Source organism: Paenibacillus sp. BR1-192 (assembly GCF_029542445.1).
GTDB lineage: Bacteria > Bacillota > Bacilli > Paenibacillales > Paenibacillaceae > Paenibacillus_AQ > Paenibacillus_AQ lautus_A.
The window spans coordinates 3576837-3601953 of record NZ_CP120718.1 but is presented as its reverse complement, the minus strand read 5'-3'; the positions used below and the strand labels follow the sequence as shown (position 1 = coordinate 3601953).

The following is a 25117-nucleotide window of genomic DNA, read 5'->3' as shown; positions in this document are numbered from 1 at the left end:
CGTTGAACCGTATCATAAGTAAGGGCAAGTTTTTTGCGGAATTTCTTGTAAGTTATGGATTAGTATATAGCTTTGCAGGTTCCGGACTATGGTTACGTTTGAAAAGGTACATAGGGTTATCGTATTTTGGAGCATCCCCGTTACATCGCATTAGGGCCTTTTGTGATGAGAGCCATCGCAGTCATGTTCGTCTGAATTTTAGAAATTAACTGATAGGTGGATTAATGAATCTTTGGAGGTTCAGACTTCATAGTATCGTTAAGGTGGGTCACAAAAACACCTTCGTTCGGGCCAGGGTTATTTCGAAACATTTTCGCTTCTTCGACCAGAACTTCGTCTGTATCCGTACCAAGTACCTTTATCGTCGCATCAATGAATGACGAAAGTGGCATCGCACGCGGTTCATCGTTGTTGCTTTGAACCCACGGTGGCACAATTTCTATCACTTTTACCGAAGTGTCTTTAGGCATGTATCTTTGGGACAGCGTATAGTTATGAAGCGCCGCCTTCGTTGCGGAATATATAGCAGTGGCGGCTAACGGTACAAAACCAAGGATCGAAGTCGTGTTGATGTGATCATTTTCGCGAGATCATTATGAAATAACGCCTGTCGGCTGAAGCCGACAGGCGTTTTTGATAAGTTAATATTTGCAAAAATCACTTGAAACTTTGGACATGATTCCTAACTTCAACTCGTGAATACAATGTTATGAAATAAACCAGGAGGTATAAGAGCCCATGTTTTATATGCCGAGTTATTATCCGCTTAGTTCTATACAAAGGTGCTCTCCATATTATCGTAGTGCATCAGAACAAGCTACGTATAAATCTTTAGAGGAGGCACTAACATTAATTGAACAAGCAGTTTCTGGTGAGCGAGAAGATGAGTTATTTTATGATTATTTAATTTCAATGGCACCAACGCAGCAGGAAAAGGAAATTATAATTAGTATCAGGGATGATGAACGCAAACACAATAGGATGTTTCGTATGATCTATGAGGCATTCACGGGGAGAGCGATCCAGTCTCCGACGGAAGTCCAATTTCGAAAACCCGAATCATTTATAGAGGGTGTAGAGAAAGCTTTAATGGGTGAGTTAAAAGCGGTAGAAAGATACCGTAATATCAGAGCTGGACTGCCAAATAGGTATTACCGAGACATGGTATTTGAGATTTTAACTGACGAACTTAAGCATGCAAGTAAGTATAATTTTATTATGAATTTAGAACTCAAAAGAAAGTTGAACAATATTTCTAATTAATGATATGTATAACCATTAGTTCTAAATGGAGTGATGGTATTGGATCAGGATGAAGGTAAAAGAATAATCACATTTATCGTTCTGGCAGTAATCATTTATTCATTTATCACGGGACCTGCAGAAGGTAATGGAGGAGATAATGTTCCTATCATAGTGGATTAGTTTGGGGGTAAGAGCAGTGAGGAAAAATAACAATAACAGTAATGGAAAGAACAAGAAAAACGGTAAAAGTAAAAAAAACTCACTGCCCAAGTTATCCCCTGCCCAGATTGCAGTTATAGTCGGAATACTTACCAATGCCTTAGAAGTAAACTCTGTCCTGGTCGATAAAGACCAGAAGGTTCAAGTATTATTAGAGGGTTCCATTCGAAAGAAGACCAAAGCAGATAAAGTGGCGGAAGAACTTGATGATATAAGTGTGAGTGACCTAATCGAAGCTTATATTTTACGATAAGGGTAGACTATTTCTTGAAAATTCTATCCTTATCGTTTTATTTTGTTAAAACTGCCCATACTTAAGAAAGAAAATGTAAATATATGGAGGTGTGGGTGAAGCATGGTTGATCATATGATAATTTTACTTCGTAGTATATCAGCATTCGTAATTCTGTTAATTATTACACGTTTCTTAGGGAAACAAACATTATCTAACATGAATTTTCATGAGTTTGTTACGGCCGTTATTTTGGGTGCAATTGCTGCGAACTTTGCTTTCAATGAAAAAATGCAAGTCATACACTTACTGATTTCGCTTGCCGTTTTTACATTTACGTCATATTTTTTATCCATAATTGTCGTGAAAAATCGTAAGCTCCGTATGTTGGCTGAAGGCACACCAAGCGTAATTATAGAAGGTGGAAAGGTTCTTGAAGACAATTTAAAGAAAAATAAATTAACATTAGATACAGTCAATCAGATGTTACGTCAAAAAGATATTTTCGACATTTCAGAAGTTGAGTACGGAGTGTTAGAAATCAATGGAATGATATCTGTGATGAAGAAAAAGGAATACCAGAATGTAACTTTAAAAGATTTGAAAAAGGGATCAAAAGTGGAACAACAGTTTCCGATTGAGCTGATCATGGATGGACAACTCCTAGAAAAGAATTTAAAAATAAATGCTCTCTCTCCAGATTGGATTACAGAAAAATTAAAAGCCCGCAACAAAAATATTGAAGATGTTTTTTATGCAGTCAAAGGGACTGACGGTCAATTGTATATAGATTTTTACAAGGACAAAATACAACATCCAGTTGATGTAGAATAATGTTAATTAAGAGCTGCCCGGATGTATTTTGAGTTGGATATCAACTAGAACTTGTCCGTTGACGACGCTTCATCTGGCGAAATTCTCTGTCGAAAGACAGCAGAGTTCGACGTAAACCGGGCTGGCGCATCTCAGCGTGCTGATTGGCGGTCAATTTATTTTACAACAATATGAAGGACAAAGACATGGCGACACTGGTTACGGAAATGCCGGAAAGGAGGCTATTATTCAGGACCGTGAAGCGATCCAATGGAAGCGTTAGAAGAACCTCGTTGTTTTATGCAGGCAGGGTTCTTTTTAGAGTGTAGGACAGTAATGGGTTCTTACATAATAGGAAGGGGAATATAAAAAAATGAAGAATGCAATTGGCTCCTCGAATCAATCCAATTCCTGGTTGACTTTGTTACATATTCTACGTTCCAACCGGCCTGAGATCGCCCGGGCTCATTCTGGACCGCGACATGTAACCCGAATTTGTCTATCCGATATCCGGTTATGAATACGTCAGTAAATAACAACATTAATAATGGAAGGCACAAGAAAAATTGTAAAAGTAAAAAACTCACCGCCCAAGTTATCCCCTGCCGACTGGGGAGACATGAATAAGCTTTTATGTGAAAGTGTGAACATTTAATCGCTAATTCGCTTTCTTCTTGTTGGAAAGAATGGAGAGGACATGACAGTATACATGTAGATGTGTTTAATTTGCTCAAAATCTAATTTACAATTGGACCATGACAATCGCCGATGTTGCCTCACGAATGCATTGACTCCGATAGTTATTGTAAGCTCGTAGAGCAGTGGGGGCGTACTACACTGAAAGAAATGGCCCCACTGGTTATGAAGATTAATGATTAAACTAACGGGATATGCGGGGGACAAGAACATGAGCCGATTACCGAGGCGGATACGCTAGAATGTCTGGCAACGGCAGATGTGCACGATTTAGTGCAGCTATGTCTTGAAGGCAAGAAACCAGAGGAGAGAAGAGTGTGGACTACGAATCCACTTTTTTCACACTATTATTACTTTATTTGTAGTGATCAACATAAACATTCTATAGAAGAAAATTGTTTCTACAGGAGGTTTCCATGGATCAAAAGGATCAAAGTCATCAATTAGACCAAATAAAGCAAATGCAACAAATGTTTAAAGCGAACATGATAACCCAACCTTATCCCATGTACCCTAACTATGGGAAAATCACACGTTATGAAGAAATTCCGATAAGTTTACCTGAACAGCGACAGCTGCGCCATCCCGGAGAGGAAAAATTCATGGTACCCCTTCCAATTATCGAAAACCCGAACTATAAAGGGAGTGGAAAGTTAACAGGAAAAGTAGCACTTATTACAGGGGGGATAGTGGAATTGGTGCAGCAGTAGCCATTGCGTTTGCAAAAGAGGGCGCTGATGTTGCTATTTCATACTTAGACGAACATGAGGATGCAAATAGAACAAAAACGAGGATTGAACAATTCGGACAACGTTGTTTTCTAATGCCTGGTGACTTACGAGACAAACATCAGTGTATCTCCATTGTAGAACAAACAGTAAATACGTTTGGACGTCTCGACATTCTTTGTAACCACGTTGGTATCCAATTTCAACAACTAAGCCTCCTTGACATTACAGATGAGCAATTCGATGACACCTTCAAAGTTAATATATATTCTCATTTTTACACAACAAGAGCAGCGCTTCCGCACTTAAAACCAGGCAGCTCAATCATTGGCACTTCTTCAGTCGTGACGTATGTAGGTGAGCAGCAAATGATTGATTATACGGCCACAAAAGGCGCAATCGTTGGTTGGACACGTGCTCTGGCAAAAAATGTCGTGAAACAAGGGATCCGAGTCAATGCCGTCGCCCCCGGCCGAATTTGGACTCCGCTTATTTCCGCAAGTTTCTCGTCAGACCAAGTCGCTGTATATGGAGCATTTAATCCAATGGAACGAGTTGCCCATCCATTTGAACTCGCACCAACCTTTGTCTATCTTGCTTCTGATGATTCTCGTTTTGTAACTGGTCAAGTTCTTCATGTTGACGGGGGAGAATCCACACATTCCTAATGGAAGGAGGTTACCATTTTGAGATATGAGTTTAATCCAGAAGTAAAGCTATTGCTTGTAAACCATTCAAATGAAAAAGTAAAGATGGTCTATATAGAGGATTCCTGGCCAATGTCAAAAATAGGACTGAGACCACCATACTATTGCTACCCAAGGTACGAGCTGAATTATCCAATAATCTAAATAATATCAGACATAAAGACTTAGATTTCACCCTAATTGAAGGAAATTATGATCTAGAATTACGGAGTATACTTTTTTAGATTTGAAATAAAGATTGTTCAAAAGTCCACCTGAATCCCATGTTTATCATAAATAAAAAGAATCTATTTTGAAAAAAGATTAATCAAACTGGATTCTTATCTTGTGATTTAGATACAGTTCTCATAGACATACATATGGGACACTTGACGTCTGTCGGGGGAAAAGAACATATTCCCATTGAAAGTCGCTAAATAAGCGACTTTTTTATTTTATCGGTACAAAGTTCTTGTCCCGAGCCAAAGACAAGAACTTGTACCGATTGCCGATTTTAACTTCAATCGTATCAGAGCTAACAGTTACTCCAAACCATCTTATACCGATAGAGGCTTCGACTTTGAGGCGACTATATACTTCAGCATATTTATAACCTTGGATATCTAGCATTAATGATGGAAAACGTATACTTAAAGAGGAGAATTACAAAGGAGCAATAATTGAAATGCCATCTAGTTGTTCTGTCTGTGCAGTAACGAAAGAAATTTTGCCTATCAAAGTAAAAATTAAATGGGATGAAAAAGAAGAAACTTTACATTTAAAGTCAGACAAATGACCAAAAGGGAATCCAAATAAACCATAGACTCAACAGGAGGTTGTTTAACCATTGGTTTATATACACAGTTATTTATAAAGAAGAAGGTGATCAATGAATGGAAGGTTGTTCTGTTCAGTCTTTCGAAGGTCCTTGTTTTATGTATAGAAATTGGCCAACCATCTTAAAGTTCAACTTTAATTCGAGTAAGTTATATTTACAACAATTTCTCCATGATCTTAACATCCACATACTTACCATCCAAGATCCCTTGCTTTTCAAATACCCCCACATCACGGTAACCAAGCTTATGATATAAGCCTTGACCATTTTGATTAAATGGAAAGGTGAACAACACAATTTTATAAAAGTCTTTTTCCTTAGCAATCTCCTCGAGACGCTGAAGAAGCATGCTTCCAACTCCTTTACCTCTAAAGGTTCGATCGATGTATATGGATAGGTCAGCCACACCGTTATAAGCACATCGTTGCGAGTAAGGGTTGAGAGAAGCCCAGCCGATTACTTCATTATCATACTCAGCTACAATGACAGCGTAGCGATCCTGATGTTGCTGGAACCAGTTATTCATATATGCAATATTTTTTTGATCAACTTCTAGTGTCGCAATGCGATCCTCAATTCCTTGATTATAAATGTGCAATATACGTTCCACGTCGCCAGTATCTGCTGCTCTAATCAAAGTGGTTTTCATTGTTAATTCCTCCTATGTAGGAAATATAAGCTTAGCAGCAGGTGGCACAGCAGGTATTTATGCGTGGTTGTCTTGAAAAGGTTATACGTGTTTGTTTTCTATTGAGTTCTTTAATGGTTATCTCTCGGCTTTTTTGAATGTGAAGGTCACTTTTCATTAAATACTCTGCAAAGTAAGAATGGAGCAACATCCTAATTCATCTCCTATATATCAAATTTATTAGTCAGATAATGGGCCGCAGCATTTATTAGATTTCGCCATCGCATCGTTAAAAATTTTAACGGAGTGTAGCACGGTTTCTTTTTCAAACTCGGTCATGTACGAAAACACTTCGTTAAGATAGTCATTCATTTGTTGATCAATGGTAGTCGCTATAAACTTTCCTTCCGTCGTAAGAGCCAGTGTATAAACCCTTCGGTCCTGTGGATCCTGAGTTTTTTTCACTAAATTCATTTTGATTAAGGATTGGACTTGTCTGCTAAACGTAGTAATATCAGTTCCTAGAGTCTCTGCAATCTGTTGCATCGAAGGGTTGTGCTGCCGGTCAATCTCATACAAGATGTGGCTTTGCACTAACGAGACATCATTTCCTCCGACACTGCAGCAGGTTTTATTTAGAAGACCAAATCTTCGGGTCATGATCTGAAACAATTCACGAGCATTTTCCATTTTCGAATCACCTCTTGTCATAGTTATACAATAAATATTTGCAATATGCAAATATAACGGGAAGATCCATATAAAATTTTGAATTTCAATTCATATGAGTTGGGTGAATGAGTATTAATCAAAATATTTTGATTTAGTCCTTGAACATACAATTTTTTCATGATATGCTTCATTCATCAAATTTTATTGATGGATGGTGGGACGTCCAATGATGAATTACTACACGATGGAAAAATTGATTGAATATCAACAAAATGAAGTTGAGCTGAAGGCACGACAAATGTGGAAGTGGTTGAATTCACAACACTTGAGACAGACGACGAGCATCTCGGCACCTATCACTGTTCAACCAACCACTGCTTGTTGCCATTGCTGCTAAATGGAGGTAAAGAGTTTATGATCAAAGAACTGAACGTTATCCAGCCATCCTGCGTGAATGTTGATTTTGCCCAATACGAAACTAAATTCAAAGCATTAGCAGATCAGAAAAGACTGAAGATCATGCATGAGCTCAGTCAAAAAGGTAGTGTTTGTGTCTGTGACCTGATGGAAATCATGGAAATGCCTCAGTCAAAGCTATCGTATCACCTAAGAATCCTACTCGATGCCCAGATGATCACTCTCGAGACGAGAGGGACTTGGAGCTATTATGAGTTAAATCATGCTGTAGTTAATCGGCTGCTTTCACCTGAGTTATGTTGCATTTTCGTTCAATAGACGACAAGCAGAGTGGATGCTGCTCATAAAGTCCAAAGGTCTTATTTCACTATTGTGCTACTTTTCAAGGTTATACTTGCAATATGCAAATAATAAGTTTAGAATTCATTTATAGCACCGAACTGAATTCTAAGTGTGCCTTTTCCAGACTGCTGCAAGTACATTGGTTCATTTTAGTTAATAAATCAAAAAAAATTGATGTATATCAAATAGGAGGGCTTACGAATGAAAAACATTGAATTTAAGGTAGCCTCATCTTCTTGTTGTACTCCCCAAGTACCGTTAAGCACGATAGAAACGGTGAAGGAGGAGCATGCGTCCTATAACTATAACCTGCCGGTCGCGATTATCGGTGCCGGCCCGATTGGTTTGGCAGCAGCGGCTCACTTGGTGGAGAGAGGACAAAAATTCATCCTTTTTGAAGCCGGATCTAGCATTGGTCAAAACATCCTACAATGGGGACATGTACGTCTTTTTTCACCATGGCAGTATAACATCGATAAAGCCGCAGAGCGTCTTTTGCGTAAACAAGGTTGGCAGTCTCCAGTATTAACGGAATTACCTTTCGGTCAAGAGATCGTTCATCAATATTTAAGACCTTTGGCGAAGCTGCCTGAACTGGAACCTTATATTATGTTGAATTCCAAAGTCATCTCCATATCAAAAAAGAATACAGACAAAATGAAATCGGCTAATCGTGATACTGCGCCATTCGTACTTTATGTTGAAACAAACGACTCCACAGAACGCTTTGAAGCTAAGGCAGTCATTGATGCGTCCGGAACCTGGGGACAGTCGAATCCTATGCATGCAGACGGGATTTGGACACGTGGAGAGCGTGATTTGAAAGATCACATTTATTATGGGATTCCAGATTTATCAGCTGAACAAGAGCTGAAGTACAGAGGGAAACGCGTTGCAGTCGTAGGAGGCGGGCACTCTGCGATCAACACACTGCTAGATCTAGCCAAGCTCAAGGAAACAGATCCGAGCACGGAAATTATTTGGGTGATGAGAAAGAAATCGGTGGAAGATGCTTACGGTGGAGAAGAGAATGACCAGTTAGAGGCTCGAGGAGCACTTGGAAGCCACATTCATCAGTTGATTGATGCCGGCAAAGTCCAAGTGGTTACTCCATTTATGATCGAGAAGGTTTCCAAACACGATGGAAGGATTCACATTAAAGGGACTGCAAATGGTGAAAGCAAGGAGATACAAGAAATCGATGAGATTATCGTTAATACAGGAAGCCGGCCGGATTTCTCATTCTTGAGTGAGATTAGACTTAGCATCGATCCTGCAACGGAGAGTGTTGAAGCACTCGCGCCCCTTATCGATCCCAATGTACACAGCTGCGGAACCGTAAGACCTCATGGTGAAAAAGAGCTGCGCCATGTAGACAAGAACTTTTATCTCGTTGGAATGAAGAGCTATGGCCGGGCGCCAACATTTCTTATGGCCACGGGCTACGAACAGGTCAGATCCATTGCAGCATACCTGGATGGCGATCTAGAAGCTGCATTGAAGGTTGAATTGGAGCTGCCAGAGACCGGCGTATGTGGTATTAGCAGTGCGCCGAATGCCAACGATTGTTGCATGCCAGTTTCACTAAAACGAGCTGCAATTAAAAATTAGAGAAGGGGGAGAATCGGAAGACAAGATTCTCCCGACCAATCGAAAAAGTGAAGAGTGATGTACAAATCAATCATTCTAATAAAGAAGTGCTGGTCGTAGGTGGAGGAGATTCCGCCGTGGAAGAAGCCAATTTCCTTACGAGGTTCGCTTCCAAGGTAACGATTGTTCATCGCCGTGATGAACTGCGTGCTTTGAAGATTATGCAGGAACGTGCAAGACAAAATCCTAAAATAAGCTGGGCTCTTAGCAATGAATCCACTGAAATTATCGCAGATGATCGCGGAGTTACCGGACTGCGCGTCAAGGATATAAAAACAGGAAATGAAGAAATCATCGAGACCAACGGAATTTTTATTGCGACGGGTCATGATCTGGCTAATGTATAAGTGTATGCTTATGTGTGAATTGAATTTCACTTAAAATAGATAACAAAATTAATTCCAACAGAAAACGATAAGGCACAACTTGGCCCAGTCACAAGCGTTTTCTGCCCCGACCCTCATGGTCGGTTTTTACATTAACATGAGAGCAAGAAGGAGCAATTAGATCATGCAGGGCACCAATGATTTGACCCACGGTCCTATTATGTCTACTTTAATGAAATTGACGATTCCCATCATTGCAACCAATTTTATATCTACAACCTACGGTCTTGTGGATATGATTTGGGTTGGAGGGCTAGGAAGCGGTCCGGTTGCTGCGATTGGCACAGCAAGCTTCTTCATTAATTTAGCGATTGCGTTATCGACCTTGATAACGATTGGTACTGGCATCAAGGTCTCACATTGTATGGGAGCCGGTCAGGGAGAACAAGCTAAGTCTTATGTAAAAAACGGATTTATCATGTCTATTGTATTGGGGCTGCCCTACATGGTTTTTATCATATTGACCCAGGACCAGCTGATCGGTTTCTTCGATCTGGGAAGTGAAAAAGTTGAGCAGATGGCGAAGCAATTTCTATTGATTTCGATAGGAGGTACCCTATTTTCAATTCTGAACACCTTATATGCAACCGTTTTGAATGCAATGGGAAACAGCAAACAACCATTTTATATTTTTTCAATGGGTCTCATTTTGAATATTATTCTTGATCCATTTTTAATATATGGAGTCGGCAGTTTTGAAGGTTGGGGAGTTGCAGGAGCCGCTATTGCTACACTAACGGCCAATGTATTAGTGACTTTGCTGTTTGTCATGAAAACGAAAAACTTAGAAATAATCTCTAAGCTATCGGTCTGGAACAGCCGTCTCATGAAAGAAGTTATCCGATTGGGAGTTCCGATCACGATTCAACGGGTCACCTTTACGATCATTTCGATCATTATTGCTAAAATTATTGTAAGGTGGGGGGCTGATGCCATTGCGGTTCAAAAAGTTGGCATTCAAATTGAATCGATCTCCTATATGACGATCGGTGGTCTACAAGGGGCTATCGCGGCCTTTTTTGGACAAAATTACGGAGCACGTCGATTGGATCGAATTCGGCTGGGTTATCGAAAAGCGTTGCTGTTGACCTCCATATTTGGCATTTTCATTTCGCTCGAATTCATTTTATTTCCTCAGCAGCTCTTTTCGCTGTTTCTTTCTGATGATACGAGCATAAAGCTCGGAACGGACTATATGCGAATTATCGGGTTCTCCCAATTGTTCATGTGCATGGAACTGATGACCGTAGGTGCGTTTAACGGTATTGGTAAAACACATATTCCGCCGATCTTCAGCATTTTATTTACGGCGCTAAGAATACCCTTGGCTTTGCTCTTATCTGAACCGTTCGGTTTAAATGGGGTGTGGATGTCGATTGCGCTAAGTAGTGTTTTTAAGGGGATTATTTTGGTCATCTGGTTTAGAAAGTCTTTGCGCAGTATTCATAAATCGCTTGCAATTTCTTAATGAACAAGGACAAAGGACGGTCATAAATATGAATTTGTTGAATCGTGAACTTATACAGATTGTAATCGACAATGCACTTCAAAATAATCTGCTTCGAGGTCATTTCGGTTTAGAAAAAGAAAATGTACGAGTCGATCAAGATGGAAAGCTTGCACTGACACCTCACCCGAAGGCTTTCGGGAGCAAGACGGAAAACCCTTATATTCAAACTGATTTCTCAGAAAGTCAAATTGAGATGATAACTCCCGCCTTTGAGTCGATTGAAGAGACTTATCATTTCATGGAAGCCTTGCAAGACATTGTTTCTGTGGAATTGGAAGGAGAGTATTTATGGCCAAGCAGCAATCCTCCCATGCTACCCGAAGAGAAAGAAATTCCTATTGCCAAAATGAGCGATCCCATCGCAGACGACTATCGAAGTGAATTGGCGGATAAGTATGGTCGTAAAAGACAATTGTTAAGCGGAATTCATTATAATTTCTCGTTTGATGAGAAATTTCTTACAAAACTATATGAGACCCAGGGACGGCATAAAGACTTTAAGGAGTTCAAAGATACGATTTACTTTAAAGTAGCCCGTAACTTGATGAGGTATCGATGGCTGCTCATTTATCTAACAGGAGCAAGTCCTGTTTTTGATAATACCTATATCGAGGAATGTGTTAGCTTGGCGAATTCGCATGATAATAAAAGTTATTATTTTCCGATTATGAACTCACTTCGAAACAGTATGTGTGGCTATCGGAATGAAAAGTCGTATTATGTTTCTTTTAATTCGGCCAAAGAGTATGTTCATGACTTAAACAGGCTAATTCAAAAGAATGAATTATTGAGCGTAAAGGAATTTTACAGCCCTGTTCGCTTAAAAACCGCTAAGGGGATCAATCCGTGCCAAGAGCTTGTGGAAGATGGAGTAGCATACTTAGAGCTTCGATTCATAGATATTAATCCACTTCATAAGATTGGAATAAGTAAAGAAATGATGCACTTCATCCATTTGTTTATTCTATTTATGCTGCTTAAAGTAGATGAATCCTTCCATGAGGAAGATCAAAGGATAGCTGATGTAAACCAAGATCAGGTGATAATGAAAGGAATTAAGGACTATTTAAACGAGCCTGAACATAGTCAGCTCACGATGGAGGAAATGGCACTTGCTATTATCGATGAGATGAAGGATATGGTGCAGCTTTTGTTTCCTAAGAAAGATTACCAGCAGATTCTGGACGGTGAAAAGCAAAAGATTCTTCATACTGAGTTGAATGTTGCATCTAGGGTGAAGTCCGACATTCAAAAATCAACCTATCTGACATACCATTTGGAAAAAGCGAAAACATACGCTCAGAACAGTATTCAAAATGGATACCGTTTTGCAGGGTATGAGGATCTCGAATTATCAACACAACTTCTCTTAAAGGCTGCGGTGAAACGAGGCATACGCTTTACGTGGATGGATCGCGATGAGAATTTTGTATTACTTTCAAAAGGTAATCATCAAGAGTATGTGAAACAAGCCACGAAAACTTCCTTGGACTCCTATAGTACGGTGTTAATTATGGAAAATAAGGTGGTTACGAAAGAAGTTCTCAAACAACATGGAATTCATGTACCGTCAGGGGAAGCGTTTCAGAGCTTGAATGAAGCAATGTCCACCTATGAAACCTATCGCGGTATTCCCATTGTGATAAAGCCCAAATCAACCAATTTTGGACTCGGCATTACAATCTTCAATCAAGATTATTCGAGAGAGGATATGAAAAAAGCGTTTGAAATCGCCTTTTCTCACGATCAAACGGTTCTTCTTGAGGAATTTATGACAGGAAAGGAATATCGCTTTCTGGTCATGGGGGATCAGGTTGTAGGGGTCCTGCATCGTGTCCCAGCAAATGTCGTCGGTGACGGTGTCCACACGATCGAACAGCTTGTTCATGAGAAGAATAAAGACCCACTTCGAGGTAAGGGGTATAAGACTCCCCTTGAGAAAATTCAGTTAGGGGAAGCAGAAGAGATGTTTTTGAAGAACCGTGGTATGAGTTGGAACGATATACCCCAACAAGGGGAAGTTATTTATCTAAGAGAAAATTCGAATATTAGTACAGGTGGAGACAGTATCGATTTTACGGATGAAATGCCAAACAGCTATAAGGAACTTGCTGTTCAATCAGCTAAAGCTGCAGGAGCGACCATATGTGGTGTAGATATGATGATTGATTCTTTAGAGGAAGAAGCAACCGATACCAATTACAGCATTATAGAAATTAACTTTAATCCAGCGATCCATATCCACTGTTACCCTTATATCGGAAAGAACAGAAAGGCAAATGAAAAGATTCTGGATTTATTGTTTGGTTAGGATTACCGCTGTGTAAGTTGATTCCATCGGGTAACGTGTCGCAGGGACACCAGGCTGTTTAGACAAATGACTGAATTGAATTGTGATTGACACAAGGTGATGATGAAAGAAGGGCGGAGGGAGACCTGCCGCCCAATACGGGGCGGGATTTGGATATATAATTTGCTGATATAAGCGATAATGCATAAAGATTTTGGGAGTTGCATCTACACACTTGAAATCAAGCACTCTTTGGATTAATATATAAGCATTAAATTATATGGTTATGATGTTATCATTCAAAAAAGGGGTGAGTCTTTTTGGAGCAAATGAACGAAATTGCCGAGAAGCTAAAACTGCTTGGAGATAAAACAAGGCTGACTATGTTAACGCTTCTTAAACAAAAAGAATGGTGTGTTTGCGAATTTGTCGATATTTTCGACATGTCCCAGCCAGCGATTAGCCAGCACTTAAGAAAGCTTAAGTCTCAGGGGATTGTGAATGAAGCTCGTCGTGGCCAATGGGTTTTTTATTCCTTGAATGTTGATGACAAGCCATATATCCAAGCCGTGTTAAATGAGATGCCAAGTGCTCAAGAAGTACTGTCATCCATGAATAAGGAAGTTAACTGTTCTTGTGATTAACAGGAATATTTAGCAAATGGTTGAATGATGCTAAATATGATCTCTGTTTTTTATATAAGTATATAGTTATATATTGATTGTTGCTGTACTTAAGTAATCGCATAATTGGAGGTTTGAACATTGGTTTCTGTTGTCCTGGCTAGCATCATTTTTATTGTTACCTTAATTTTTGTCATTTGGCAGCCTAAAGATCTATCCATTGGTTGGTCTGCCTGCGGTGGTGCTGTACTGGCACTGCTTGTAGGAGTCGTTGACTTTCAGGATGTATGGGATGTCACCCAGATCGTATGGAATGCAACGCTTGCTTTTGTTGCGATCATTATCATTTCTTTGATCTTAGATAAAATCGGTTTGTTCGAGTGGGCCGCCTTACATATGGCGAATGCTGCTCGAGGAAACGGTATCCGGATGTTTGTCTATGTATCCGTTCTTGGAGCTGTTGTCGCTGCATTTTTCGCAAACGATGGTGCTGCTCTGATCTTAACTCCGATTGTGCTTGCCATGGTACGAGCGCTGAATTTTGACGAGAAGAAGGTATTCCCTTTCATCATCGCAAGTGGTTTTATTGCGGATACAACTTCGCTTCCACTTGTAGTCAGCAACCTGGTGAATATCGTATCGGCTGATTTCTTCGGAATTACGTTTATCGAATACGCCAGTCGTATGTTGGTTCCCAATCTGTTCTCTTTAGTAGCCAGTATCCTTGTACTTTATTTGTTTTTCCGCAAAAGCATCCCGCGAAAGTTCGATGGGACGCAGCTTAAAGAACCTTCAACGGCAATTCAAGATCCTCAGATGTTCCGATTATCATGGATCGTATTGAGCGTGCTGCTGATCGGTTACTTTGTGTGTGAATTCGTGGGTATCCCTGTATCGATCGTAGCTGGTGTTATCGCGATATTCTTCCTGCTGATGGCGAGAAAAAGTCCGGCTGTACAAACCAAAGAAGTACTCAAAGGGGCTCCGTGGGCGATCGTATTTTTCTCGATCGGCATGTACGTTGTGGTCTATGGCTTACGTAACTCCGGTCTTACAGATCTTCTGGCAAGTGTCATACAGAGCTTAGCGGATCAAGGGCTGTTTGCTGCAACCATGGGAATGGGCTTCATTGCTGCGATTATTTCTTCCATCATGAACAATATGCCGACCGTCATGATTGATGCACTCGCCATCGATGCGACAAACACGTCGGCTGCCATTAAAGAGGCCTTAATTTATGCGAATGTGATAGGTTCCGATTTAGGTCCCAAAATTACACCGATTGGTTCACTAGCCACCTTGCTTTGGCTGCATGTCCTTTCGACCAAAGGCGTGAAGATCAGCTGGGGGACTTACTTTAAGACAGGGATTATTTTGACCATCCCAACGTTATTTATAACCCTTTTAGGATTATATATCTGGCTAACCATACTTTAATTCAAGTGATAAGGAGAGAGAATCGATGATGGAAAAAAAGACACTATACTTCTTGTGCACAGGCAACTCTTGCCGCAGCCAAATGGCTGAAGGATGGGCCAAAAAACATCTGGGTGATGATTGGAATGTCTACAGCGCCGGCATCGAAGCTCATGGCCTAAACCCGAATGCGGTCAAAGCAATGAACGAGGTGGGGATCGATATTTCGAACCAAACTTCGGATATCATAGATCCGTTGTTGTTAAATCAATCCGATCTGGTGGTCACCCTGTGCGGTGATGCTGCCGATCGTTGTCCGATGACACCTCCTCATGTTCGCCGTGAGCACTGGGGATTTGACGATCCTGCCAAGGCTCAGGGTACCGACGAAGAAAAATGGGCTGTTTTTCAGCGCGTTCGCGATCAAATCGGCGAGCGTATTCAAAAGTTCGCTGAAATCGGCGAGTAAAACAATAGGAAATTAGGGGCCGGGAATATTTCTCGGCTTCCTTTATTACTAGAGGGAAACGACATGATATCCATTGAAATTTATGATCCGGCCATGTGCAATGCTACAGGAGTGTGCGGAAAAGCGTGGACCCTGAATTGATTCGCGTATCAACAGTTGTCCACAATCTAATCAGTTTTTGTAATAATTCGGTTTTTAATTTTTATCTTCAAAACTTTTAACTTCTATCGCTATAGCTGTTGACTTCAAATTAATTATCTGGCTTAAATGTTAGAGAACGGAATGGTTTAGACTCAAAGTAATATATCAAGAAGGGAGAAAACAAATGTTTGACTTTTTAACTTTGTTTACGTATGTAATCGTTGTCCTTGGTCTATTTTTAATTCCAGGACCAGCTGTTCTCCTTACGATCACCCAAACCGTTCAAAATGGGCGAAAAGGAGGTATCATGGCAGGACTTGGCATAGCAACTGGGGATTTTCTTCATACGTTATTTGCTACTATGGGGCTCTCAACAATACTTATGACCTCTGCTTTTGCATTCAATTTTGTTAAATATGCAGGTGCGGCTTATTTACTGTATCTAGGGATTCGCTCAATGTTAAGTAAGTCTTCAGAGCCACAACTTCCTGAGATTGAATCGGCGGGGGCCTTAAAGTCGTATGTTTCGGCGACTGTGGCCGAGATACTTAATCCAAAAACTGCACTATTCTTTCTGGCTTTCTTGCCTCAGTTTATTAACCATGGACGAGGTGAAGTATTGGGGCAATTTTTGATACTTGGCCTCATCTTTGTAACATTAAGTGCATTGTATACGACAGTGATCGTATTAAGTGTTTCGGCCATTGGAAAAATAGCTAAACGGATGAAATGGGTAGTCCATTTGAGTCGTTGGAGCGGCAAACTGGTCGGAACGATCTATATCGGGCTAGGTTTAAAGGTTGCATTCCAAAGACAGTGATTTTATGAAGTTAGGGTTTTAAAGATAACGGCCGTATTGGGGGAGTTCAATCAAACAGCAGCTTGTCGGCGGCCAAAATGGGCGGGCCGCGTTCGAAGTAATGGCCCCCGGTGGCCGTCTTTCAGTGCATAAGGTTACCTTCATCAATCCCATGGAGGCGAGTGTCGGGGGACAAGAACATGAGCCGATTACCGATTAGACAGAAATCTAATTTAAATTCTTTAGTTGACCTTAAAAGAAAACATTATGTCAAAATAAAAAACCAAACTTTATTTTGAAGTGCACCCCTTAGAATGGACATTGGAACCCCTGGTTTATCCAATGAAATTCTAGGGGGTGTATTTTTGTATGTCAACTAAAGGACAGAAGTATAAAACATATTCGGAAAAGCTCAAGAAAGAGGCAGTACGACTGCATGTTATTGAAGGTTGGACTTACCGGAAGATTAATGAACACTTAGGGATTAGTGATTCCCAACGGATGAAGAAATGGATGAGGAAATATCAAACTCTTCAAGGTATCTCGTAGCGGTTACTACGCCTATCTGAAGCGCAAAAATGTGGATCGGGACAAGGAAGCTGCATCGCTCATTCGTCAGGTATATGCACGCTATGTAGAGAAATAAGGTCAACGCCATATCCAATTGTTCTTATGGTAGGACGATGCGTGTGGATGAATCACAAGAAAATATTGAGTCTGATGCAAAAGCTAGGACTACAGGCCAAAATTCGCTGCAAACGCCGTTTTAAACCAAGTGAGGGATCGAATGCCGGAGAATCTGCTAAAGCGAGATTTTAAGGCAGATAAACCAAACCAAAAATGGGTAACAGATGTAACGCAATATCGGGTAGGTGAGCGATGGCTGTATCTTTCGGCGGTTAAAGATTTATTCGACAATGAGATCGTAGCCTACGAGCTCAGCGAACGTAACGACAACAGCTGGTTCTGCAGACGTTTGCCAAAGCGTTTGCTAAGTAAAAGACGTGACCGGATTGGTCATTCACAGTGTCCAAGCCCTCCAGTACACGTCTCACGCTTACCACGATATGCTGCCAAAGGTTGGCGCCAAAATCAGCATGTCTCGCCGAGGCAATTGCCTAGACAACGCCTCCATAGAGAGCTTCTTCTGGCATCTAAAAACGGAAGGGCTCTATCCCTATAATATCCTAAATTTGGGAGAGACACAAAGTTGAATTGAGAAATATATACAGTTTTATAACCAAAAGCGACCACAGAGAAAATTAAAATCGTAAGATGTGGAGACTATTTTGGAGGTGTCTTTGCATTGTTTAAGAGAAGATATTGTTTTGTAGTATTGACTTAGAGTGCGCTTAAACTCGTATACTGGTTGCGTACGATGCAAGTAAGCGGAAGTTAATTCAGTTTGTTAAAAGGAGGATATAGTGTGAAGCATGTTCCGTTGGGGAATACAGGAATGCTGGTAAGTGCTTATTCTTTGGGCTGTCTGAATTTTGGATCGCGAACCAACAAAAAAACCTCTTTCCAACTGCTTGATCATTTTTTTGAAGCAGGGGGAAACTTTCTGGATACAGCCAATAATTATGCGATATGGAACGATGGCTGTGTTGGGGGAGAAAGCGAGTCTTTGCTTGGCGAATGGATGAAAGAAAGAAAAAACAGACATCAGATCATCTTGGCCACCAAAGTGGGAGCGAAACCGGTAGTGCCGAAAAGTGAAAAATTGGAAGGTTTAAGTCGCCAAGCGATTGAGAATGAAATTGACGAAAGTTTGCTTAGGCTAGGAACAGATTATGTAGACTTATATTATGCTCATGTAGACGATATTGAAACTGAACTCGAGGAAACCTTGGAGACTTTTGATTCCTTGATTAAAGCCGGCAAAGTAAGGGCTATAGGCTGCAGTAATTATCGGCTTTCCAGGATCCTTGAGGCCAAGGCGATCAGTATGTCAAAAGGATGGGAGTCCTATTGCTGCATCCAGCAACGATATACGTATTTGCAGCCTAGAGTGGATGCGAATTTCGGACTGCAGGTCAGTGTGGATGAGGATTTACTTGCTTACTGCAGTCAACACGATGATTTTACGCTCATGGCTTATTCCCCCCTCCTTGGAGGCATATACAACCGAAAGGATGCTGTCTTACCCGATGCATATCGGAGAGAGGATCAGATGACTCGTATGGATACGCTAAGGAAGGTTGCTGGAGAGCTGGGAGCGACACCGAATCAGCTTATCCTTGCTTGGATGCTGCAAAATCATCCGAGAGCTCTTCCAATTGTTGCTGCAAGTGATCTAACGCAATTGGAAGAAAATTTGGGGGCACTTAAGCTTCGTATTAACTCAGATCAGCTTGATCAATTGAACGGCGCCTGCCTCACTTAATCAACTTTTATCAACTTATGACATACCTGCGCTAAAGGTATTTTCATACGACGTATCGAAACATAAGTATAGTTAGAAGCGAAATTACACAAGAACCACCCGGAGTGTATCGGAGCTCACAGCTTATAAACGGATGTTAAAAGGAGCGGACTCGTTATGATCGGTAAAGAGCTGACCATTCAGCAGGCAGCTGAGTTGACGGGGTTAAGCGTACACACCCTTCGTTATTACGAAAGGATCGGTCTGATGGACCCTATACCTCGTGCCCAAAATGGTCATCGGGTATATCGGGAACATGATTTTGAGTGGATCGTATTACTCGCAAAGCTTAAGACAACAGGAATGCCGATCGCACTTATGCAGCAGTTCGCTGATATGATGCGATTGGGGAATGATGGCATTCCCCAACGCAGAAAACTTCTAGAAGAGCATGAGCGGAAATTAATCCAGCAGGTTCAAACGATTCATCAAACTTTGGATATTCTGCGGGATAAAATTGATTACTACCGTTCTTGGGAAGATGACACCAGACGAGAGGAAGCAAGTTTGGAGTCAGCTCGATGACCAGTTCATCTAATTAAAATTTATTATTTTGTGGGTAAAGAATGAATAATGATTATGAAACTCCTGAAAGAACAAGAGAAAGACTAAGACATGAGGAATTGAAAAATAATCCATTGGGACATATGAATGACGGAATTAATAGGGCTCAATCTGGTAGTCTAGTCGATTTAGTAAGCAGTTTAGGTTGGAAAGGCACTTTAGTGTTAATTATTGTTATTATTGTTGGTCTTATAGTTGCCCAATATTTTTAAGTAAAAGAATTTTTATCTCTGGTTTTATATTTTAATGTCGGGGGACAAGAACATGATCCCATAGAAAGTCGCTATAATAGCGGCTTTTTTGTTTTAACGGTACAAGTTCTTGTCCCGAGCCAAGGACAAGAACTTGTACCGATTGCCGAAATGGACAAGAACATGTTCTCATTTATGATTAGGTATATATCTAATTAGCATTCTGCTTAGCCGATTCTCACGATCAGCTACAGCTTTCTGTTGAGGTAACAAAGGGTAAGCTACATCTGTCAGATAACTAGGACTCATGCAACTGCCCGGACTCCTTGTGACGCCAATTTACGAATACCAAGGACAATGCAATTAACGTGAGGATAATCCCAAGTACTCGAAATCCCTCGAAGCTGAAGTTATCTCCCATTACGCTGCTAATGAGTAATGAAGAGAGAATGGTTCCCAGGTATCTTGAGGTATTAAATATTCCAGATGCTACACCTATAATTTCTTTTGGTGAACTTTTGAATAAGGCCGCTTGCATAGCGACACTGTTTAACCCGTTGCTAATGCCGAATGCAGCTAAAGCCAGACACACACTGATAACCGGTGAAGTCTGATCCAGTGTCATGATCACGATCCATACGGACCCAAATGTCATCAGCATTCCGGACATAAGCAATGCTGGCCCGGGTCCTGATTTATCGATCCATCGTCCTGCCATTGGAGAAGCAACGAGCGAGCACAAGCCTAAGCTTAGCATGAGCATCCCGGTATGGAACTCGCTGACATGACGTACGATTTGCAAGTAGGACGGAAGCCCGAAAAAGAGAGAGTAAAAAAGCAAGTTAACGACCATGAATTCGACATTGACCCAAGTCATTGCAGGATATTTAGCGAATGTGCGTAAAGGAATAAAGGGTGCCTTCGCTTTTAACTCATGTCGCACGAAAGCTCCCAGTCCAGCGAAGCCAATCAGCCCGACAATAACGTTACTAAATGAAATTTGACCAGATGATTTTGCGGACAATACTCCAACGAGCAGAGCAACCAGACCCACGGTGAATAGCAGAACTCCTGGCGCATCAATCAAATCAGACCATCTGCGAAAGGACATGTTGCGAGCAACGGATGTCATAGACGGAACATCATTAGGAATATGCCTCCAAGCTAATAAAAAGCTTGTCACTACGAAGGGGATATTAACCAAAAAGATAGCAGGCCAGCTCCACCAGTGAATGATGACCCCGCCAATGAAGGGGCCAACCGCTGCCGCTCCGGATAGGAATATGGACAAGACTGACAGTCCAGTTGCTTGTTTCTCCGTAATATGAATTCGCACAATGGCCATTCCAACCGCAACCATCATGCTTGTTCCGATGGATTGCACAATGCGGAACACGATGAGCCAACCAAAGTTTGGGGATAGTGGAGCTAATAATGATGCAATGAAGGATACAACAAGCCCGCTAAGAAATATCCTCCTCCTACCGAATAAATCGCTGGCTTTTCCCATGATCGGTTGAGCGATAGCACTCGCAATGTAGAAAGAAAAAATGATCCAGGATACCACTGTAAAGTCGAGTTGGAACACATTTTGTAGCCTTGGAATAGCAACTGAAATCATTGAAGAATTTAATGGGTTCAATAGAATCCCTAGTCCAACGGAGATCATCAACCACCTACTGCGAATACTCATTTCAATCCCCCACTCTGTATATTAGTGTCATCATCGTACTTGAAATCATTTATTTATTCCAATGCATTTTATGTTATGATTTCATTGACTCAAGGGAATGAGAGGAGGGTGTAAAGTGGAACTACTTCAACTGAGATATTTTCTCGAGGTAGCTCGTTTGGAACATATGACTGAAGCAGCAAGAAGTCTGCATGTCACTCAGTCATCACTAAGCAAAACGATTGGGCGCTTGGAGGAGGATTTGGGGGTCCCGTTATTCGATCGAATAGGAAGGAAACTGCGATTGAATGAGTTTGGAAGCAGATTCTATCGCCGTGCTGAAAGGGCGTTGTTTGAATTGGAACAGGGGAAGCAGGAGATTAGCGATGTGTCCAGCCAAGAACATGGCACACTCGAATTGGCGGTGACCACCGCAAGCACATTGCCTCAGATCCTTCGAGAGTTTCGGAACAAGCGTCCCGATATCCAATTTCATGTGCAAATGCTCACCACGCAGGAAATGGTTACACTTCTTCATAGAGGAGAGGTTGATTTTTGCTTGTCCTCGCCTCCTATAAAAGGGGAAGACATTGAATGTCAAATCATGTTCATCGACCCGATTCTTGTAGCTGTTCCCACAGGGCATAGGCTTGCTAACCGAAACAGCATATCTTTGACTGATCTAAGGGGTGAATGTTTTGTTGGTGTAAAAAGAGGCTACGGTACTCGTGATCTGGTGGATTCTATATGCAAATCGGTTGGATTTGTACCTACATATGTGTATGAGGGTGACGAACCTGCAAGGCTAAGTTCTCTAGTAGAAGCGGGAATTGGCATAGGCTTTATACCAAGTACGGCAAGGCATTCTGGGGAACATATCAAATATCTCAAAGTAGAGAATCATGAATTGGTACGGGAGATCGCTTTGTTATGGCACAGGAGTCGGTACATTTCGCGGGCTGCTCTCGAATTCCGTGAGGTAGTTGTGGAATATTTCGGGACGATATCCAAACAGACAAATTAATTATCCTTCATAAAACCCAGAGAATGTTGGGCGACAAAAACATAGTCCCATTGAAAGTCGCTATTTTAGCGGCTTTTTTTGTTGTATCGGTACAAGTTCTTGTCCAGTACCAAGGATAAGAACTTGTACCGATTGCCTTAAAGGACAAAATAATAGGCCGATTTTCGATTAGATAAGCATCTGATTACTGCTGAGTTTCAGTGGGTTCGTTACCTCGCCGCGAGAATAAATAAATCGTTAAAATCCTAAAGAAAAGTAGAAATTGTATGGTAAAATGTCGTTTTTGATAGATGTATCAAGGATGATAATCCATTAAAGTGGTAGATATCATATGATGGTGAGTATTCACCGGAAATAGAGGAGGTTATCATTTGGATAATCATGATTTGGTACAACGACAACTATGGTTTGTGAATCAGAGACTCGGGATGTTTATTCACTTTAATAGTGCTACATTTCAGTTTGCTGAAACGGAAATTAAGGATTGGGAATACGGGCATGAGAATCATGATGAACCTCGCAGATTCCCATTTGATCCAAAACTCTGGAATCCTGAGCAGTTGGACTGTGCGCAATGGGCGAAAGCGGCTAGATCCGCGGGGATGAAATTCGCTGCACTGACAGCAAAGCATCATGAAGGATTCAGCTTGTGGCCTACCCGATATACGGAGCATTGCATCCGTAATGCAACCGACAAAAGGGATGTCGTCAAAGAATATCTTGATGCATTTAGGGAGGAAGGTATTAATGCGGGTCTTTATTTCTCTATGCTAGACTTGCATCATCAAATCGGTCGAAAAAAATGCACAGCGGAAGATAAGCGGTTCATTAAAAATCAAATCGAAGAATTGCTGACAAACTATGGCGAACTTCCGTTTTTTATCATTGACGGATGGAACGCCCATTGGGGAGGCCCTAATTATGAGGACCTTCCGTTTGAAGAAATTAATGAACTCGTGAAAAGTTTGCAGCCTCAGTGCTTATTGATAAATATTAGCTGTGAATCGACTTTGGATCATACAGATATCGTTTTTTATGAAAATGCTGCTGGGCAAGAAATTGAAGAATCCTTTGCAGGTCCTGGTGCGAGCTGCAATATCTTAACTGAAACGTGGTTTTGGAGAGCTTCGGATACGAAAATGGAACTCAAAACCACTGATTGGGTATTGGATAAAGTACAGGATGCGAACAACCATAACGTGTCATTTTTATTAAATGGAGCTCCAGATCAGCGCGGCTTGTTGGATGCGAATGTGTTAGAACGTTTTAAAGAAATCGGAAAACGATATCGTCATCCGGTGGAACTCCAAACTATTCCAGCAAACTGGCTGATTAGAAAATAACTTGATCATTATTAACGAAGCACACAGCTTAAATAAAGCGCTTGACCATTGAATGGTAACAGCGCTTTTTTCAATTGGGAGGACGTTTATTCTTGTGTTAATCCACTCGAAATACCTGATACCGCTTCCGGTACTCTCCAGGTGTAAACGAGGTTTGGCGTTTGAATAGGCGCGTAAAATAATTGTTGTCACGGAATCCGCATTGTTCACCGACTTGGATTAAAGGTAGTTCTGAATTCGCTAGGAGCTGTTTAGCGCGTTCGATCTGGAGACGATGCCTGTATTGCAGAGGACTCATTCCCGAATACTGTTTCAGACAGCGCGCCAAATAATCGAAGTGGTAATGCAGGTCGTTCTCCATCTGTACGGAATCAAAAGGATCTTCTAAGCAATCCGCCAAATAGGAGGCAACTTTCTCCCCAAGAAAAAGGGATCGGGCCTGTGGGCTGCTTTTTTTCATGCTGCTTTGAATTTCAATGAGGAATCTGCCAAATAAAATTTGCAGCTCGTAGGAGCGGTATGCTGAAAGGATGCTGTGTACTTTTATCATTTCCTTCAGAAGGGGGACGACCGTACGCAAATCTATCCCGGTAAATTTGGGGATGTCCACCATGCCTGGAAGAGCCTCGGTATCCTGGTCCGTCCTGTTCAGCAGAGGCTGCTGCCAATTGTTTTTATCGACTAGCATAGGCTTCGACAATAGCGGATATTCAAAATGAATCCAATACACCTCCGTATTTGTATCAGTTGGGCGATAGCCGCGATGCATTTTTCCAGGCTCAAGCACCAATACCATGCCTTTTTTGATTTCATATTGAATCCCGTTTTCCTCCATATAGAGTGTGCCACTGACGCAAATAATAATGTCAAAAACATCAAATTGACGCCTTGCATGGACAATTCCCGGCGGCCATAAGGTATGGCCGACCGTGGCTAGCAGGGGGAATGGGGGAACTTTCAGCTCAAGCACTAGCATTATCAATCACCTACAAAATTGGATGTAGAGATTGTACTATAATAAAGGCACATTGTCAGCATCATCAAGGTCATCCATACAAAAGTCAGTCATTGCACCAATTAAAGATTTTAATGAGGCAT

21 protein-coding genes and 3 pseudogenes are annotated in these 25117 nt (G+C 41.2%); 19 read left to right on the top strand and 5 right to left on the bottom strand.

Annotation, left to right across the window (positions count from 1 at the left end; genetic code table 11):
* Nucleotides 1-221: 221 nt before the first annotated feature.
* Nucleotides 222-572: pseudogene (locus tag P0X86_RS16020) on the bottom strand (SDR family NAD(P)-dependent oxidoreductase); the annotation flags it as partial.
* Between the two features lie 166 nt (nucleotides 573-738).
* Between P0X86_RS16020 and P0X86_RS16015 the strand changes: the two are divergent.
* From P0X86_RS16015 to P0X86_RS16000, 4 genes and pseudogenes are all read left to right on the top strand, one after another.
* Nucleotides 739-1263: a ferritin-like domain-containing protein gene (locus tag P0X86_RS16015; RefSeq protein ID WP_277748972.1), complete on the top strand. Its 525-nt coding sequence runs from the start codon at nucleotides 739-741 to the stop codon at nucleotides 1261-1263.
* A gap of 178 nt (nucleotides 1264-1441) precedes the next feature.
* Complete coding sequence (locus P0X86_RS16010) at nucleotides 1442-1717, top strand: hypothetical protein (protein ID WP_096773724.1); 276 nt, start codon at nucleotides 1442-1444, stop codon at nucleotides 1715-1717.
* Between the two features lie 102 nt (nucleotides 1718-1819).
* Nucleotides 1820-2530: a YetF domain-containing protein gene (locus P0X86_RS16005; RefSeq protein WP_096773723.1), complete on the top strand. Its 711-nt coding sequence runs from the start codon at nucleotides 1820-1822 to the stop codon at nucleotides 2528-2530.
* Between the two features lie 1091 nt (nucleotides 2531-3621).
* Nucleotides 3622-4601 (top strand): annotated as a pseudogene (locus P0X86_RS16000) (SDR family oxidoreductase).
* Between the two features lie 1010 nt (nucleotides 4602-5611).
* On the opposite strand, the gene P0X86_RS15995 reads toward P0X86_RS16000, so the two are convergent.
* Nucleotides 5612-6106: an arsinothricin resistance N-acetyltransferase ArsN1 family A gene (locus P0X86_RS15995; protein WP_096773721.1), complete on the bottom strand. Its 495-nt coding sequence runs from the start codon at nucleotides 6104-6106 to the stop codon at nucleotides 5612-5614.
* Between the two features lie 219 nt (nucleotides 6107-6325).
* Nucleotides 6326-6775: a MarR family winged helix-turn-helix transcriptional regulator gene (locus P0X86_RS15990; RefSeq protein WP_096773720.1), complete on the bottom strand. Its 450-nt coding sequence runs from the start codon at nucleotides 6773-6775 to the stop codon at nucleotides 6326-6328.
* Between the two features lie 396 nt (nucleotides 6776-7171).
* Between P0X86_RS15990 and P0X86_RS15985 the strand changes: the two genes are divergently transcribed.
* The 13 genes and pseudogenes from P0X86_RS15985 (at nucleotide 7172) to P0X86_RS15930 (ending at nucleotide 20001) form a co-directional block, all read left to right on the top strand.
* Nucleotides 7172-7492 carry an ArsR/SmtB family transcription factor gene (locus P0X86_RS15985; RefSeq protein WP_481858297.1) on the top strand — a complete coding sequence of 107 codons (321 nt, stop codon included), beginning with the start codon at nucleotides 7172-7174 and terminating at the stop codon, nucleotides 7490-7492.
* 225 nt (nucleotides 7493-7717) lie between these two features.
* The gene (locus tag P0X86_RS15980; protein ID WP_277748971.1) at nucleotides 7718-9127 is read left to right on the top strand and encodes an NAD(P)-binding domain-containing protein; all 1410 of its coding nucleotides are present in this window, start codon (nucleotides 7718-7720) and stop codon (nucleotides 9125-9127) included.
* Between the two features lie 38 nt (nucleotides 9128-9165).
* Nucleotides 9166-9495: pseudogene (locus P0X86_RS15975) on the top strand (NAD(P)/FAD-dependent oxidoreductase); the annotation flags it as partial.
* A gap of 181 nt (nucleotides 9496-9676) precedes the next feature.
* Nucleotides 9677-11020: an MATE family efflux transporter gene (locus P0X86_RS15970; RefSeq protein ID WP_277748970.1), complete on the top strand. Its 1344-nt coding sequence runs from the start codon at nucleotides 9677-9679 to the stop codon at nucleotides 11018-11020.
* A gap of 28 nt (nucleotides 11021-11048) precedes the next feature.
* Nucleotides 11049-13373 carry a bifunctional glutamate--cysteine ligase GshA/glutathione synthetase GshB gene (gene gshAB / locus P0X86_RS15965; protein WP_277748969.1) on the top strand — a complete coding sequence of 775 codons (2325 nt, stop codon included), beginning with the start codon at nucleotides 11049-11051 and terminating at the stop codon, nucleotides 13371-13373.
* Nucleotides 13374-13672: 299 nt separating this feature from the next.
* Nucleotides 13673-13996, top strand: a complete 324-nt coding sequence (locus P0X86_RS15960) for an ArsR/SmtB family transcription factor (protein ID WP_096773715.1) — start codon at nucleotides 13673-13675, stop codon at nucleotides 13994-13996.
* A 120-nt stretch (nucleotides 13997-14116) separates the two neighbouring features.
* A complete protein-coding gene (locus P0X86_RS15955) occupies nucleotides 14117-15412 on the top strand; it encodes an arsenic transporter (protein ID WP_277748968.1) in 1296 nt (431 codons plus the stop codon).
* A 28-nt stretch (nucleotides 15413-15440) separates the two neighbouring features.
* A complete protein-coding gene (arsC, locus tag P0X86_RS15950; protein ID WP_096774553.1) occupies nucleotides 15441-15860 on the top strand; it encodes an arsenate reductase (thioredoxin) in 420 nt (139 codons plus the stop codon).
* A 325-nt stretch (nucleotides 15861-16185) separates the two neighbouring features.
* Nucleotides 16186-16821: a LysE family translocator gene (locus P0X86_RS15945; protein WP_277748967.1), complete on the top strand. Its 636-nt coding sequence runs from the start codon at nucleotides 16186-16188 to the stop codon at nucleotides 16819-16821.
* Nucleotides 16822-17587: 766 nt separating this feature from the next.
* A complete protein-coding gene (locus tag P0X86_RS33310) occupies nucleotides 17588-17983 on the top strand; it encodes a DDE-type integrase/transposase/recombinase (RefSeq protein ID WP_481858287.1) in 396 nt (131 codons plus the stop codon).
* Between the two features lie 243 nt (nucleotides 17984-18226).
* Nucleotides 18227-19186 carry an aldo/keto reductase gene (locus P0X86_RS15940; RefSeq protein WP_277748966.1) on the top strand — a complete coding sequence of 320 codons (960 nt, stop codon included), beginning with the start codon at nucleotides 18227-18229 and terminating at the stop codon, nucleotides 19184-19186.
* A gap of 156 nt (nucleotides 19187-19342) precedes the next feature.
* The gene (locus P0X86_RS15935; protein ID WP_096773710.1) at nucleotides 19343-19750 is read left to right on the top strand and encodes a MerR family transcriptional regulator; all 408 of its coding nucleotides are present in this window, start codon (nucleotides 19343-19345) and stop codon (nucleotides 19748-19750) included.
* Nucleotides 19751-19791: 41 nt separating this feature from the next.
* Nucleotides 19792-20001, top strand: a complete 210-nt coding sequence (locus tag P0X86_RS15930; protein WP_096773709.1) for a DUF6366 family protein — start codon at nucleotides 19792-19794, stop codon at nucleotides 19999-20001.
* A 277-nt stretch (nucleotides 20002-20278) separates the two neighbouring features.
* On the opposite strand, the gene P0X86_RS15925 is transcribed toward P0X86_RS15930, so the two are convergent.
* On the bottom strand, nucleotides 20279-21673 hold the full coding sequence (locus P0X86_RS15925) for an MFS transporter (protein WP_277748965.1): 1395 nt from the start codon (nucleotides 21671-21673) through the stop codon (nucleotides 20279-20281).
* Nucleotides 21674-21788: 115 nt separating this feature from the next.
* Here P0X86_RS15925 and P0X86_RS15920 point away from each other — a divergent pair, with 115 nt between their 5' ends.
* Together P0X86_RS15920 and P0X86_RS15915 are read left to right on the top strand one after the other, a co-directional pair.
* Nucleotides 21789-22676, top strand: coding sequence for a LysR family transcriptional regulator (locus P0X86_RS15920; protein ID WP_277748964.1), 888 nt, complete (start codon nucleotides 21789-21791; stop codon nucleotides 22674-22676).
* 371 nt (nucleotides 22677-23047) lie between these two features.
* Nucleotides 23048-24019, top strand: a complete 972-nt coding sequence (locus P0X86_RS15915; protein ID WP_277748963.1) for an alpha-L-fucosidase — start codon at nucleotides 23048-23050, stop codon at nucleotides 24017-24019.
* Between the two features lie 97 nt (nucleotides 24020-24116).
* Here the strand turns inward: P0X86_RS15915 and P0X86_RS15910 are convergent, their stop codons facing one another.
* On the bottom strand, nucleotides 24117-24989 hold the full coding sequence (locus P0X86_RS15910) for an AraC family transcriptional regulator (protein ID WP_277748962.1): 873 nt from the start codon (nucleotides 24987-24989) through the stop codon (nucleotides 24117-24119).
* Nucleotides 24990-25117: the final 128 nt, after the last annotated feature.

Coding starts and splice junctions, on each gene's coding strand:
- P0X86_RS15930 (WP_096773709.1), top strand. CDS start 19,792: ATGAATAATGATTATGAAACTCCTGAAAGAACAAGAGAAAGACTAAGA.
- P0X86_RS15925 (WP_277748965.1), bottom strand. CDS start 21,673: ATGAGTATTCGCAGTAGGTGGTTGATGATCTCCGTTGGACTAGGGATT.
- P0X86_RS15990 (WP_096773720.1), bottom strand. CDS start 6,775: ATGGAAAATGCTCGTGAATTGTTTCAGATCATGACCCGAAGATTTGGT.
- P0X86_RS33310 (WP_481858287.1), top strand. CDS start 17,588: ATGCCGGAGAATCTGCTAAAGCGAGATTTTAAGGCAGATAAACCAAAC.
- P0X86_RS15945 (WP_277748967.1), top strand. CDS start 16,186: ATGTTTGACTTTTTAACTTTGTTTACGTATGTAATCGTTGTCCTTGGT.
- P0X86_RS15970 (WP_277748970.1), top strand. CDS start 9,677: ATGCAGGGCACCAATGATTTGACCCACGGTCCTATTATGTCTACTTTA.
- P0X86_RS15985 (WP_481858297.1), top strand. CDS start 7,172: ATGATCAAAGAACTGAACGTTATCCAGCCATCCTGCGTGAATGTTGAT.
- P0X86_RS16015 (WP_277748972.1), top strand. CDS start 739: ATGTTTTATATGCCGAGTTATTATCCGCTTAGTTCTATACAAAGGTGC.
- gshAB (WP_277748969.1), top strand. CDS start 11,049: ATGAATTTGTTGAATCGTGAACTTATACAGATTGTAATCGACAATGCA.
- arsC (WP_096774553.1), top strand. CDS start 15,441: ATGGAAAAAAAGACACTATACTTCTTGTGCACAGGCAACTCTTGCCGC.
- P0X86_RS15995 (WP_096773721.1), bottom strand. CDS start 6,106: ATGAAAACCACTTTGATTAGAGCAGCAGATACTGGCGACGTGGAACGT.
- P0X86_RS16005 (WP_096773723.1), top strand. CDS start 1,820: ATGGTTGATCATATGATAATTTTACTTCGTAGTATATCAGCATTCGTA.
- P0X86_RS15935 (WP_096773710.1), top strand. CDS start 19,343: ATGATCGGTAAAGAGCTGACCATTCAGCAGGCAGCTGAGTTGACGGGG.
- P0X86_RS15980 (WP_277748971.1), top strand. CDS start 7,718: ATGAAAAACATTGAATTTAAGGTAGCCTCATCTTCTTGTTGTACTCCC.